At 72.0% G+C, this 13492-nt stretch carries 10 protein-coding genes; 3 read left to right on the forward strand and 7 right to left on the reverse strand.

All coding sequences use genetic code 11. The features are described 5' to 3' along the window. Positions 1-18: 18 nt before the first annotated feature. From ACGFYU_RS11570 to ACGFYU_RS11590, 5 genes are all read right to left on the reverse strand, one after another. The gene (locus tag ACGFYU_RS11570) at positions 19-3048 is read right to left on the reverse strand and encodes an alpha-mannosidase (RefSeq protein ID WP_393827068.1); all 3030 of its coding nucleotides are present in this window, start codon (positions 3046-3048) and stop codon (positions 19-21) included. A 70-nt stretch (positions 3049-3118) separates the two neighbouring features. Beyond that, positions 3119-3943 (reverse strand): carbohydrate ABC transporter permease, encoded by an 825-nt coding sequence (locus ACGFYU_RS11575; protein ID WP_393827069.1) that lies wholly within the window; start codon positions 3941-3943, stop codon positions 3119-3121. Further along, positions 3940-4833, reverse strand: coding sequence for a carbohydrate ABC transporter permease (locus ACGFYU_RS11580; protein ID WP_393827148.1), 894 nt, complete (start codon positions 4831-4833; stop codon positions 3940-3942). The genes ACGFYU_RS11575 and ACGFYU_RS11580 overlap by 4 nt, the downstream gene beginning before the upstream one ends. Positions 4834-4889: 56 nt before the next feature. Further along, a complete protein-coding gene (locus tag ACGFYU_RS11585; RefSeq protein WP_393827070.1) occupies positions 4890-6224 on the reverse strand; it encodes an ABC transporter substrate-binding protein in 1335 nt (444 codons plus the stop codon). A gap of 304 nt (positions 6225-6528) precedes the next feature. Beyond that, complete coding sequence (locus tag ACGFYU_RS11590; RefSeq protein WP_393827071.1) at positions 6529-6894, reverse strand: hypothetical protein; 366 nt, start codon at positions 6892-6894, stop codon at positions 6529-6531. A gap of 189 nt (positions 6895-7083) precedes the next feature. On the opposite strand from ACGFYU_RS11590, the gene ACGFYU_RS11595 reads away from it, so the two are divergent. Beyond that, positions 7084-7554 (forward strand): universal stress protein, encoded by a 471-nt coding sequence (locus ACGFYU_RS11595; protein ID WP_393827072.1) that lies wholly within the window; start codon positions 7084-7086, stop codon positions 7552-7554. Positions 7555-7601: 47 nt separating this feature from the next. Here the strand turns inward: ACGFYU_RS11595 and ACGFYU_RS11600 are convergent, their stop codons facing one another. Then, positions 7602-8537, reverse strand: a complete 936-nt coding sequence (locus tag ACGFYU_RS11600; protein ID WP_393827073.1) for a serine/threonine dehydratase — start codon at positions 8535-8537, stop codon at positions 7602-7604. Positions 8538-8551: 14 nt separating this feature from the next. Continuing rightward, on the reverse strand, positions 8552-9202 hold the full coding sequence (locus tag ACGFYU_RS11605; protein ID WP_393827074.1) for a TetR/AcrR family transcriptional regulator: 651 nt from the start codon (positions 9200-9202) through the stop codon (positions 8552-8554). 197 nt (positions 9203-9399) lie between these two features. On the opposite strand from ACGFYU_RS11605, the gene ACGFYU_RS11610 reads away from it, so the two are divergent. Both ACGFYU_RS11610 and ACGFYU_RS11615 read left to right on the forward strand, forming a co-directional pair. After that, entirely contained in the window at positions 9400-11094 is a 1695-nt protein-coding gene (locus ACGFYU_RS11610; RefSeq protein ID WP_393827075.1) for a ricin-type beta-trefoil lectin domain protein, read from the forward strand. Between the two features lie 10 nt (positions 11095-11104). After that, a complete protein-coding gene (locus ACGFYU_RS11615) occupies positions 11105-13363 on the forward strand; it encodes an alpha-N-acetylglucosaminidase (protein ID WP_393827076.1) in 2259 nt (752 codons plus the stop codon). Positions 13364-13492 lie beyond the last annotated feature (129 nt).

Consider the following 13492-nt stretch of genomic DNA (forward strand, 5'->3'; position numbering starts at 1 on the left):
CCCCGTATCGGGTGGATGTCAGCCGCGGCGCAGCCGGATCGTCAGGATCTGGAACGGGCGCAGGGTCAGGGGGATCGTGCCGTTCGCCGTGGGGGCTCCCACCGCCGAGGCCGGCAGGGGGCGTTCGAGGAGGTCGCTCTCGTCCGCCGCCGCGATCGGGAAGGACGGTGCGAGGGTGGCCGTCGCGCGGCCGCCGCGGGACTCGTAGAGGCGGACGATCACGTCGCCGCTGCGGTCCTCGGCGAGTTTGACGGCCTCGACGACCACCGCGTCGTTGTCGACGGAGAGCAGCGGGTTCACCGGGCCCGCGCCGTGCAGCGCCCGCTCCGGCAGGTTCAGGGCGTGGCCCTCGCGGACCGCGTCGCCGATGGTCGCGCCCGGCGCGAGCGAGAACCGCAGGGTGTGGCGGCCCTGGTCGGTCTCCGGGTCCGGGTAGCGCGGGGCCCGCAGGAGGGAGAGGCGGACCGTGGTGGTCTGGCCGCCGTCGGGCCGCATGGCGCGGGTCACGTCGTGCCCGTAGGTGGAGTCGTTGAGCACCGCGACGCCCCAGCCCGGCTCCTCCGCGTGGATCCAGCGGTGGGCGCAGATCTCGAACTTGGCCGCCTCCCAGGAGGTGTTGGTGTGGGTGGCCCGGTAGACGTGCCCGAACTGGGTCTCGGACGCGGTGCGTTCGGCCTTCACGTCCAGCGGGAAGGCGGCCTTGAGGAACTTCTCCGTCTCGTGCCAGTCCACGTCCGTGACGATGTCCACCGTCCTGGCCCCGGCGCGCAGCGTGACCGACTGGACCACCGAGGACGAGCCGAAGGAGCGGGTCACCGTCACCGTGCCGGACGACCCCCCGCTCTCGGTGACCTCCAGGGTGTCCACGCCGACGAGATCGGTGACCTTGTGGCGGTAGAACTCGTCGATGTCCCACGCGTCCCACATGTTGGGGAAGTCGGGATGGATCTGGAGCAGGTTGGCCGCGGCGCCCGGGGCGAGCGACTCCCGGCCCGCCTCCAGGTCGTAGGCGGAGACGATCAGGCCGCGGCCGTCCATCTCCACCAGCAGCCGGCCGTTGGCCAGGACGTGCCCGCCGCCGTGCCGCTCCTCCACCGTGACCGGCTGCCCCCCGGCCTCCGCGGCCGGTCGGCCCGCGCCGCCGGCCGGGATGCCGCGGCGGGCGTGCGGGGCGCAGTTGAACACCAGCTCCTCCTCGCCCCGCCCCGCCAGGGCCTGCTGCGCGGCGAGGGTGATCCCCTGGAGCTCCTCGCGGACGGACGCGTACGTCGCGCGCGCCTCGCGGTGCACCCAGGCGATTGAGGATCCCGGGAGGATGTCGTGGAACTGGTGCAGCAGCACCGTCTTCCAGACGCGTTCCAGGTCCTCGTACGGGTACCCGAAGCCCGGGACGCGGACGGCGGCCGTCGCCGCCCACAACTCGGCCTCGCGCAGCAGTGATTCGCTGCGCCGGTTGCCCTGCTTGGTCTTGGCCTGGGAGGTGTAGGTGCCGCGGTGCAGCTCCAGGTAGAGCTCGCCGGCCCAGACGGGCGCGTCCTCGTACTCGGCGTGTGCCTTCTCGAAGAAGGCGTCGGGCCGCTCGATCTCGACCCGCGGGGAGCCTTCGAGGTTCCGCTGGCGCCTGGCGCGGGCGAGCTGCTCGCGCGTGGGGCCGCCGCCGCCGTCCCCCCAGCCGAAGGGGACGAGCGAGCGCGAACCCCTGCCCTTCTCCTGGTAGTTGCGGGCGGCGTGCGCCAGCTGGGCGCCGCCCAGATCGGAGTTGTAGGTGTCGACGGGCGGGAAGTGCGTGAAGACGCGGGTCCCGTCGATGCCCTCCCACCAGAAGGTGTGGTGGGGGAACTTGTTGACCTGGGACCAGGAGATCTTCTGGGTCAGGAACCACCGGGCGCCGGAGAGCTTCACGATCTGCGGCATCGCGGCCGTGTAGCCGAAGGAGTCGGGGAGCCACACGTTGTGGGTCTCGATGCCGAACTCGTCGAGGAGGAACTTCTTGCCGTAGAGGAACTGGCGGGCCATGGCCTCGCCGCCGACCATGTTGGTGTCGGACTCCACCCACATCCCGCCGACCGGCACGAACTGCCCGTCCGCGATCTTCTTCTTGACCCGCTCGAAGAGCTCGGGCCGGTGGGTCTTGATCCAGTCGAGCTGCTGCGCCTGCGACATGGCGAAGACGAACTCGGGGTGTTCGTCCATCAGGTGGACCATGTTGGACGCGGTGCGGGAGACCTTGCGCACCGTCTCGCGCAGCGGCCACAGCCACGCCGAGTCGATGTGCGCGTGGCCGACCGCGCTGATCCGGTGCGCGGAGGCGTGGGCGGGGGCGGCGAGCACCCCGGCCAGCTCGGCGCGGGCGGCGGCCGCGGTGCCGGGCACGTCGCCGAGGTCCACCGCGTCCAGTGCGGCGTCGAGGGCGCGCAGGATCCCGTACCGCCGCGCGTCGCCCGTGCCGAGCTGGGTCATCAGGTCGTAGAGCACCTCCAGGTCCTGGACGAGCTCCCACACCTCGGTCTCGAAGACGGTGAGGTCCATCCGGGCGAGCCGGTAGAGCGGCTGGTCGCCGCTGGTCAGCCGGTCGCCCTCGTACGTGGCCGAGTGGTCGACCAGCACCGGGTTGGAGGCGGCCTCGACGTACCACTCGATCCGCTCGCCGCCCTCGGCGCGGTCGGCGACGCGCACCCAGTCGTTGTACGGGTTGAGCGCCTTGATCTCGCCGCCGTCGGCGCGGTGGACCAGGCCCTCGCACTGGAAGCCGGGCATCATCCGGTCGAAGCCGAGGTCGAGGACGGCCTCGACGGTACGGCCGGCCCACGCGGCCGGGACGGTGCCGGTCACCTTGAACCAGGTGGTGCCCCAGGCCGGGCCCCACATGTCGCCGATCGCGCAGGGCCCGTACGTCGCCGCGAGGCCTTCGGCGGCGGGTACGGGCTCGCCCGGGACCTCCCAGCGCTCGACGGTCAGCGGGACCGGGTGGGTGTGGACGGCGGGCTTGATGCGCTCCTTGAGGACCCGGCGGAGGCGGTGTTCGGTGATGCTGCGGTCGTCATGCATGACGGCTGCTCCAGGAGAAGGGGGTGTCGTGGCGTGCGGGGTGCGGGGGGCGGCGTACGCGGTCGCGGGCTCAGGTCTTGACGGCTCCTTCGCCCACGCCCTTGAAGAAGAAACGCTGGAGGGCGAAGAAGAGGAGCATCATCGGGATGAGGGCGGCCATCGCTCCGGCGGCGATGAGCCGCTGGTCGTTGACGGTGGTGGCACCGGCCAGGGTCTTCAGGCCGAGCTGGAGGGTGTAGTGGTCACTGTTGGTCAGGACCAGCAGGGGCCAGAGGAAGTCGTCCCAGGCGCCCATGAAGCTGGTGATGCAGACGACGGCGAGGGCGCCTTTGGCGGCGGGGAGGAAGACCCGGGTGAAGCGGGCCCATTCGCCCGCGCCGTCGAGCACCGCGGCCTCCTCCACTTCCCGGGGGACGGCGAGGAAGGCCGCCCGCATGATCATGATGTTGAGGACGGAGACCGCGCCGGGGAGCCAGACGCCGATGAGGCTGTCGACCAGGCCCAGCTCGCGGACCGTGAGGAACATCGAGATCATCACCGACTCGAAGGGGAACATCAGGCTCGCCACGAGCACGGTGAAGACGCTCTTGCGGCCCTTCCAACCCGCGCGGGAGAGGGCGTACCCGCCCATGGCCGCGAACAGCGTGTTCGAGGTGACGGCGAGGGCGGCGACGATCAGGGTGTTGCCCACGTACTGGAGCAGCGGGAACGATTCGGCGACCCGGACGTAGTTGTCGAGGGTGGGCTGCGAGGGCAGCACGCCGTCGTACACGTTCTCGGTGCGGCCGCGGAGCGAGGTCAGGAACTGCCAGACGATCGGGCCCAGCATGACGACGAGCATCAGGACCAGCGTGGTGTACCGGCCTGCCAGGCCGATCCAGCGGCGGCGGCTCAACTCTCGTCACCCTTCGACAGACGGCGGCCCAGCAGGCTGAAGACCAGCGTCAGGAGGAACAGCAGGATGGAGATGGCGGAGGCGTAGCCGGTCTCGCCGGAGAAGCCGAGGCCGACCTGCCGGATGAGGAAGGGCAGGGTCCGCGCGCCGCCGCCGGGGCCGCCGCCCTCGCCGCCCAGGATGTAGATCTCCGTGAAGACCCGGAGGGCGGAGATCGCGGAGAGCGTGCCGACCAGCAGCATCATCGGCTTCACCTGGGGGACGGTGACGCTGAAGAAGCGGCGCACGGGGCCGGCGCCGTCGATGGCGGCCGCCTCGTAGAGGGAGGTGGGGACGTTCCCGAGCGCGGCGAGGTAGAAGACCATGTAGTAGCCGAGGCCCTTCCACACGGTCACGATCATCGCGGAGACCAGCAGCATCGTGCTGTCGGTCAGGAACGGGATCGGCTCGGAGATGATGCTCAGCTTCCGGAACAGCGTGTTCACGAGGCCGTCGCTGCGCAGCACCCACTGCCAGATCAGGCCGACGACCACCGCGGAGGCGATCACCGGGGTGTAGAAGGCGGAGCGGAAGAAGCCGATGCCGGGGATCTTGGCCTGGACGAGGACCGCGAGCGCGAGCGGCAGGAGGACCAGGCAGGGGACGACGACCACGAGGTAGAGCACGCTGTTGCCGGTCGCTACCCAGAAGTCGGGATCGGCGAAGGCGCGGCTGTAATTGTCGAAGCCGACGAAGGCGCCGCCGCGCAGGACCTGGGCGCTGGTGAAGGAGAGGATGACGGTGTTGACGAACGGCCAGAGGCCGAACAGCACCACCATGACCAGGCCGGGGGCGAGGAAGAGGTAGGGGGTCCACCACGCCCGATGGCGCAGCCCCGTCCCGGTCTCCATCGCCTGCCGGTCCTTCCTGGCCCGGTGGTCCTTCCTGGCCCGGTGGGTGGCAGCCGTCACTTCTTGACCGCGCCCGCGAGCAGCTTGTCGGCCTCCTCCTGGGCCTTCCTCACCGCCGTACGGGCGTCCTGCTCGCCCTTGATCGCCTTCTGCACCTCCCGTACGACGGCGTCGCCGACCTGGTTGGTCCACTGGACGGGGGTGTTGGCGTCGAGTGCGGCGGTCTTCAGCTGCTCGGCGCCGATGGCGCGGGCGAGGGTCTCCGCGTCCTTGCCGTCGCCCCTGTCCGCGAAGCGCGGGTCGGCGAGGCCCTGGGCGTTGGAGGGGTAGATGGTCGCCTTCTTGGAAAACTCCACCTGGTTGGGGCCGTTGGTGACCCATTTGGCGAACTCGGCCGCCGCGTCGAGATGTTTGGTGTCCCTCCTGATGCCGAGGGACTGGGCGTAGATGCCGATGTGGCCGAGCTTGCCGGTGACGGCGCCCGCGACGTGGGTGTTCGCGTAGACCTGCGGGGCGTTCTGCTTGATGTCCTTGACGAAGCCCGGGGAGCCGGGGCCGAAGACGATCCTTCCGTTGCCGTAGAGCTGGTTGATGTCGTCCGACTTGAGCAGGGACTCCTTGGGCATCGCGCCCTTGGCGTACAGGTCCTTCATCCGCTCCACCCACGCGACGGCCTGGTCGGTGTCGAAGGTGAACCGATCCTGCTGCGCGTTGAGTATCGGGACGCCCATCTTCTGCCAGTCCCCGGGCAGTCGGCCCTTGGGGTCGGCCATGAAGGCGGAGTACCGGCCGCCGGACCTGGCGGCGATCTGCTCGGCGTAGTCGAAGAACTGCTCCACGCTGGTCGGCGGCTTGGCCGGGTCCAGGCCCGCCTTCTCGAAGAGCTCCCGGTTGTACGTGAGGATCTCCGGGGTCACGTACCAGGGGTACGCGTACACGCCGTCGCCCTTGCCGGGGAGCTTGAACTGCTCCCAGGCGCCGGGCACGTACTCCTTGGCGGAATCGCCGTCGAGTGTGGCGACGTCGGCGAGCATGCCGCGGTCGCCGAGGAGCTGGAAGGAGTCGGTGGACAGGTTGACCACGTCCGGCAGGGCGCCGGCCTGGGCGTCCGCGACGAGCTTCTCGTTGTAGCCGTCGCCGGGCACGTCCTCCCACTTGACCTCGACCTCGGGGTACTTCTCCTCGAAGGCGTCGATCACGCCCTGCACGTAGGCCGTGAAGGCGGGCTTCAACTGGAGGGTTCGAAAGCGGATCTCACCCGCCACCCTGCCCGTTCTCTCCCCCTCCTTCCCACCCCCGGACCCGCCGCTCATGCCACAACCGGCGGCCGATAAGAGGGCCCCGGCCACCAGCGTGGCCACCGCGATCCGGGTCGGGTTCGTACGCGTCATCGTCGCCGCCTCCGCAGAAGCCCGGCCTCATCGCCGGGAGCGGTGCCCACGGTCGTCCGAAAGGAAGACCCCGTCAATGAGGCAGAGCCCCCACTGGCCGGCGATAGGCAGGTTCCGAATCCCCGGAGAGGGGCGCGGGTACCCTCCGAACCCACCTTGCTGCCTCCTCCGACCTGCACTAATGCGCTTTAGCGCAAAGGAAGTCGAGGGCGATCTCGATTCCATAACGACCCTGCCCGAAGCCAGCGGTTTGACTTCTTGTCGACGGTTCGCGACGCCTCGCACTAATGCGGTTTATCCCGGGCTACCGCATGGGGTACTCGGCCTTCTCCGCGAGCTTTCCGTCCTTGAAGCAGAAGCGGAACACTGTCTCGTTGCCGTTCTTCGTGTCACCACTGGAGAGGTACCAGGAGCAGACGCCGCCCTCGGGCTCGGCCGGGCCGCCTTCCTTGAGGGCGCCCTTGACGAAGGTGTCGCCCGAGGGGAGCTTGGCGCGGACCTCGCTCTCGACGTCGCCCGTTTTCACGGCCTCGTAGACCTTGGGGTCGACCAGGGTCTTGTCGGCCATGTCGAGGACCTTGCCCATGCCGAAAACCAGGAGCACCAACAGCCCCACGCCCAGCACCAGGGCCACCCCGCAGCCGATCAGACAACCCTTGCGCTGCGCCACGCCCGTTCCTCCGTATCGTTCGCGTCCGGGGCGGTCGCCCGGACACTGCGACCCTCGCAAAGGGCGGGGTGCCGGGGCTGTCCTCCAAAGTCGTCGGCTGCCGCGACGATCGTCGTTCGAGGTCGGACCCCCTCTGCCGGGTATACATGGAGGACATCGACTATTCGGGCGAAACGAGAGGAACCCACCGTGAGTGAGCAGCACACCATCGAGCCTCTGATCGTCGTCGGCGTGGACGGCTCGAACCATTCCAAGGAGGCCCTGCGCTGGGGGGTCGAGCAGGCCAGGATGATGGGCGGCCGGGTGCACGCCGTCATGGCCTGGGAGTGGAACACCAACCCCTTCGCCATCGGTGCGGGCGCCGACCGGGCCGCCGAGAGCGACGGGGTCACGGCTGAGGAGGCGGCCCGGCGCAAGCTGGCGGACACCGTCGCGGCGGCGGTCGGCACCTCGCCCGGCGTGCCGGTGTTCCGGCGCGTCGAACAGGGCACCGCGGCCCAGGTGCTGGTCGACGCGTCGAAGGAGGCGGACCTGACGGTGGTCGGCACCCGCGGGTACGGCGGTTTCAAGGGCGCGCTGTTGGGGTCCGTGAGCCAGCAGGTCGTGCAGTACTCCGCCAGTAGCGTGGTGGTCGTCCGCGAGGCCGTGGACGAGGACTAGGACGAGGACTAGGGCCGGGGCTGGGGCTGGGGCTGGGAGCGGGCAGCTCAGGCCCCGGGAGCCGTGAGGTCCCCGGGGTCCGTGTTGGCCCCGCACAGGATGACGGCCACCCGCTCCCCCAGCGGCTCCGGCGCGCCCCGCAGGGCGGCCGGCGCGGTGGCGGCGCCGACCTCGACCACGATCCGGTGCTCCTCCCAGAGCGCGCGCCGGGCGGCCGTGATCGCCTCGTCGGGCACGAGGACGGACCGTACGTTCTCCTCCTGCGCGGCGGCGACCGCGTCCGCCGAGACCCGGGGTGCCCCGAGGGAGTCGGAGGCCACGGAGTCCACGGCGACGTCCACCGGGCGGCCCGCCGCCAGGGCCGCGTTCAGGGCCCGGCAGTTCTCCGGCTCGGCCGCGATCACCCGTACGCCGTGCTCGCGGGCGGCCGTGGCGACCCCGGCGAACAGTCCGCCGCCGCCGACGGCGACGACCACGGTGTCCAGCCCGGGCAGGCCGGCCCGGATCTCGTCGAGGAGGGTGCCGGCGCCCGCCGCGATGAGCGGGTGGTCGTAGGCGTGGCTCCTCAGGGCCCCGCTCTCGGCGGCGAACTCCTCGCAGGCGGCAAGCGCTTCGGCGTACCGGTCGCCGACGAGCCGCACCTCGGCCCCGTAGCCGCGCAGCCGGTCCACCTTCACCCGGGGGGCGTTGCCGGGCAGGAACACGGTCGCGGGTACGGACTGGGCGCGGGCCGCCCAGGCGCAGGCGAGCCCCGCGTTGCCGCCGGAGGCGATGGTGACGCCGGCGGCGGGCAGGGTGCCGGCCGCGTGGTGGGCGGCGAGGAAGTTGCGGGCGCCGCGGGCCTTGAAGGAGCCGGTGTGCTGGAGGTGCTCCAGGGCGTACCAGACGCCCTCGGACGCCGGGACGACGGCGACGGGCCGCACGGTGCCCGCGATCCGGTCGGCGGCGGCGCGTACGGCGGCGTAGTCGAGCTGCGTTTCCATGAGCGGACTCCTCGTCAGGATGTGGGCCCGGACGGCCTGGCGGCTTCGATCAGCTGGCGCAGGGCGCCGTAGTACACCTCGTGGTCGGTCAGCGGTGGCAGTACGTCGGCCAGCCCGCCGGAGAGCACGGGGAACTCGGCCGGATCCAGCGCGGCCACGGCCGCCCGCGAGGCGGCGGTGGCGGCGGCCGGAGCCCGGTGGTCCACGAAGGCCGCGCTGCCCAGGGTGAGCAGGTACATGCGGCGGTAGACGGTCATCGCCTCGGCGACGGTCATCCCCGCGGCCACGCTGTCGGCGAGGGCGGGCTCGACGAGCCGGGCGAGGAGCTTGCGCCCGAGCCAGGGCCGGCCGCCGCGCAGGACCAGCAGCCCGGGATGCGCGGTGAGCAGCCGGTAGAGGGCGGTGAAGCGCTGCTCGGTCGCCCGCGCCCAGTCCGTGCCGGCGGGGATGTCGGGGAGCTGCGCGGCCAGGTGCTCTGTGCACAGGTCCAGCAGGCCGGCGAGGTCGGTGCAGCGGCGCTGGACGGTGGCGTGGGAGACGCCGAGCCGTTCGGCGAGGGTGCGGAAGCTCAGCCGGTCGGGCCCTTCCTCGTCGATGAGGCGCAGGGCGGCGACGGCGATGGCCTCGGGCGTGGCGCGGTCCAGGGCAGCTGATCTCCTCGGCATGAGATACACCGTAACATACCTCGTAACATACGACGTATCACCGGTCTCGTGTGCGATCGACTACGGCCATATTGCTGGTCATTGACGGATAACCAACGACGTACGTTGACAGCGCGTAGCCGCCTGGCTGCACTGGGCGCAGGACAGCACTCGATCACTCGACCGTCCCCTCCTGCCCCCCACGCCAAGGAGACTCCGTGCCGCTGCCGCCCCGCCTGCGCGCCTCGCTCCCCTGTCTGACCGCGGCCGCCCTGTTCGCCCTCGCACTCTCCCCCGCCCCGGCGGGAGCCGAGCCCACCGCGACCTCGGACACCCCGCTCGCGCTCACCCCGCCCATGGGCTGGAACAACTGGGCGCACTACATGTGCGACATCGACGAGGCCAAGGTCGTCGCGAACGCCGACGCGCTCGTATCCACCGGCCTCGCCGCCAAGGGCTACGACACGGTCACCGTCGACGACTGCTGGATGACCAGGAGCCGCGACGCGCGGGGCGCGCTGGTCGTCGACACCGCGAAGTTCCCGCACGGCATGGCCTGGCTGGGCGACTACCTGCACGCCAAGGGGCTGAAGTTCGGCATCTACGAGGACGCCGGCTCCCTCACCTGCGAGAAGTACCCCGGCAGTGGCGCCCCGCAGGGCGGCGGCGAGGACCACTACGCGCAGGACGCCCGGCAGTTCGCCTCCTGGAAGGTGGACTACGTCAAGATGGACGGCTGCAACCTGTGGGTGCCGGCGGGCAGGACGAAGGAGCAGGCCTACCGGGACGCGTACAACGCGGTGGCCGCGGCCCTGCGCGCCAGCGGCCGGGACATGGTGCTGTCGGCCTCCGCGCCCGCCTACTTCCAGCAGGGCGAGTGGGGCGGCTCCGACTGGCACAAGGTCCTCGGCTGGGTCGGCGAGACGGGCCAGCTGTGGCGCGAGGGCAAGGACATCAAGGTGTACCGGCCCGCCTCCCCCGGCACCTCGCGGTGGAGCTCGGTGCTCGGCAACTACGGCTACAACCGGTGGCTCGGCCGGTACGCGGGCCCCGGCAACTGGAACGACCCCGACTTCCTGATCGCGGGCGCCCCCGGGCTCACCGCGGCCGAGAGCCGCAGCCAGGTCGCCCTCTGGGCCATGATGGCGTCCCCCTTCATCCTGTCCTCCGAGGTCTCGAAGCTGACCCCGGCTGGGCTCGCGGCCCTCGGCAACACCCGGATGATCGAGCTGGACCAGGACCCCATGGGCCGTCAGGGCGCGGTGGTCTCCTCGAACGCCACCTTCGAGATCCTCGTACGGCCCCTCGCGAACGGCGACCGCGCGGTGGCCGTCCTCAACCGCTCGGCCGCCACCCGGGACATCGCGGTGCCGCTGGAGGAGATCGGGCTGCCCTCCTGCACGGTCGACGCGACGAACCTGTGGAACGGGGAACGGCGGCAGCTCTCCGAGACGTTGACCGGGAAGGTGGCCGGCCACGACACCGGGGTCTGGCGGCTCACCCCGCGCGGCTGCGCGCAGGCCCTGCCGACCGGGCAGATCGTCGGCGACGGGGTCCGCTGCGCCGACGGGGCCAACACCACCGGTGTCGGCGCGGTCGTGCTCGCGGCGTGCACCGGGGCCCCCGACCAGCGGTGGGTCCTGGGCCGGGACGCGAGCCTGCGGCTGGCCGGCGCATGCCTGTCGGCGGGCGAGGGCGGTCTGGTGGAGCTGGCGGACTGCGCGGCGGGCCCGGCGCGGCAGCCCGGCCAGAGCTGGGCGCACCGGCGCGACGGCGCCCTCGTCGAGGAGGCGAGCGGACAGTGCCTGACGGCCCCGGCCCCGGCGGCCACCCCGGACGCCCCGGCCGAGCGGCTGCGCCTGACCCCCTGCGGCGACCACCGGGTCGACCAGGCCTGGTCCCTCCCGGTCTGACGGCGAACGGATGACGCACCCCACGACCACGCCCCGGCCGGTGGCGCTCGCCGCGCTGCCCGCCGCGCTGCTGGCCCTCCTCTGCGCGGGGGCGGCGCCCGCCGCCACCGCCCCCGGGGCCGCGGTGCCCGTACGGGCCGACGTACGGACGCACGCGCCGCGGGCCGGCTTCGACGTCGCCCCGGCGCGAGCCGCGCTGGGGCGGCTGCTGCCGCGCCATGCCGGGCAGTTCACGCTGGTGCCCGACGCGGCGGCCGCCGCCGACACCTTCACCGTGTCCGGAACGCCCGGCGCGATCACCGTGCGCGGCAGCACCGGAGCCACCCTGCTCACGGGCGTCGGCTGGTACCTCCAGCACGTCGCCGGGGCCGACATCGGCTGGCCCGGCGACAGCATCGGCATGCTGCCCGCCCGCCTGCCGGGCGTCCCCGCCCCCGTGACCCGCAGCGCGCTCGTGCCGCACCGGTACGCGCTGAACGACACCGACGACGGGTACTCCGGCCCGTACCGCACCTTCGAGGAGCACCAGCGGCAGATCGACCTGCTCGCCCTGCACGGCATCAACGAGATGTTCGTGCAGGTCGGCGCCGAGTACCCGTACTACCGGGCGCTCCAGGGCTTCGGCTACTCCGCCGAGGAGCTGCGCGGGTGGATCCCCGCTCCCGGTCACCAGAGCTGGTGGCTGCTGCAGAACCTGAGCGGTTTCGGCGGCCCGGTCTCCGAGCGGCTGATGCGGGAGCGTGCCGAGCTGGGCGGGCGGATCGCCGAGCAGCTGCGCGGGCTCGGCATGACCCCGGTGCTGCCGGGCTACTTCGGCACCGTGCCCCCGGAGTTCGCCGCCCGCAACCCGGGGGCGGCCACCGTGCCTCAGGGCGACTGGGCGGGCTTCGAGCGCCCGGACTGGCTGGACCCGTCCTCGCCGGTGTTCGGGAGGCTGGCGGCGGCCTACTACGCCGAGCAGCGGGCGGTGTTCGGGGACAGCACGATGTACCGGATGAGCCCGCTGCACGAGGGCGGCCGGACCGGTTCCGTCGACGTCGGGGCGGCGGCCGGCGCAATCCAGGCCGCCCTGCACTCCGCACATCCGGGCGCGCTGTGGGCGGTGCTGGGCTGGCAGGACGACCCGAGCGCGGAACTCCTCGCCGGGGTGGACAAGAGCCGGCTGCTGATCCTGGACGGGCTGTCGGACCGCTACAACCGGCTGGACCGCGAGGCCCGTTGGGGCGGAGTCCCGTACGCGATGGGCACGATCTACAACTTCGGCGGGCACACCACCATCGGCGCCAACACCTCCGTGTGGCTGGAGCGGTTCGGGCCCTGGCGGGCCAAGAGCAACAGCGCCCTGAGCGGTATCGCCTACCTCCCGGAGGCCACCGGGACCAATCCGGCCGCCTTCGACCTCTTCACGGACCTGGCCTGGGAGCCGGGGGCGATCGACCAGCGCCGGTGGTTCGCCGACTTCGCGGCGCGCCGCTACGGCCGCCCCGACGCCGAGGCCGCGGCGGCCTGGGAGGAGCTGCGCAAGGGGCCGTACAGCACCTCCTCGGGCCTGTGGTCGGAGTCGCAGGACAGCCTGTTCTCCGCCCGGCCGAGCCTCACGGCGGTCGGGGCGGCGTACTGGAGCCCCAAGTCCATGCGCTACCAGGCCGGTTCGGTGCGCCGGGCGCTGGACCACCTGCTCAAGGTGGATCCGGCGCTGCGCGGCTCCAGCGCCTACCGCTTCGACCTGGTGGACACCGCCCGCCAGGCCCTCGCCAACCACTCGCGGGTGCTCCTGCCCAGGATCAAGGCGGCCTACGAGGCCAAGGACCTGGCGCTCTTCCGCCGACTGGTCGCCGAATGGGCGGAAGGGGAGCGACGGTTGGACGCGGTCACCGGCTCCGACCCGAACCTCCTCCTCGGCCACTGGCTCGACCGGGCCCGCGCGGCGGGCACCGACCGGGCCGAGCAGGACCGGTACGAGTACGACGCCCGCTCCATCCTCAGCGTGTGGGGGCGGCGCGGCACCAGCGAGGGCGGATTCCTGCACGACTACGCGAACCGCGAATGGAGCGGCCTGATCTCGGAGTTGTACGCGCGCAGGTGGCAGCTCTACTTCGACTCGCTGGAGGAGGCTCTGGTGGCGCGGTCCGCGCCGCGGGAGATCGACTGGCATGCCGTGGAGGAGGAGTGGGCCCGGCTGACCACCCGGCATCCGGTCCGGCCGAGCGGGGACCCCCACGAGGTGGCGGCCGGGATCGCCGCGTTCCTTCCCGCGGCGGCGAACTGACGTACACCTCCGCGCAGGGTGGCGGTCGCCTCATCCGGTCATCGTCACCCGGCCGGGGGAAAATCCCCACCCGTGGGAGGGAGCGCGCACCCGCCACCACGCCACGCGCCGCGCTCCCGGAAATGATCA

The organism is Streptomyces sp. NPDC048337, assembly GCF_043201175.1.
Lineage (GTDB): Bacteria > Actinomycetota > Actinomycetes > Streptomycetales > Streptomycetaceae > Streptomyces.

Bases quoted from the DNA above. Each gene is read 5' to 3' on its own strand.
- ACGFYU_RS11600 (WP_393827073.1), bottom strand. From the start codon at position 8,537: ATGGAAACGCAGCTCGACTACGCCGCCGTACGCGCCGCCGCCGACCGG.
- ACGFYU_RS11615 (WP_393827076.1), top strand. From the start codon at position 11,105: ATGACGCACCCCACGACCACGCCCCGGCCGGTGGCGCTCGCCGCGCTG.
- ACGFYU_RS11570 (WP_393827068.1), bottom strand. From the start codon at position 3,048: ATGCATGACGACCGCAGCATCACCGAACACCGCCTCCGCCGGGTCCTC.
- ACGFYU_RS11605 (WP_393827074.1), bottom strand. From the start codon at position 9,202: ATGCCGAGGAGATCAGCTGCCCTGGACCGCGCCACGCCCGAGGCCATC.
- ACGFYU_RS11580 (WP_393827148.1), bottom strand. From the start codon at position 4,833: ATGGAGACCGGGACGGGGCTGCGCCATCGGGCGTGGTGGACCCCCTAC.
- ACGFYU_RS11585 (WP_393827070.1), bottom strand. From the start codon at position 6,224: ATGACGCGTACGAACCCGACCCGGATCGCGGTGGCCACGCTGGTGGCC.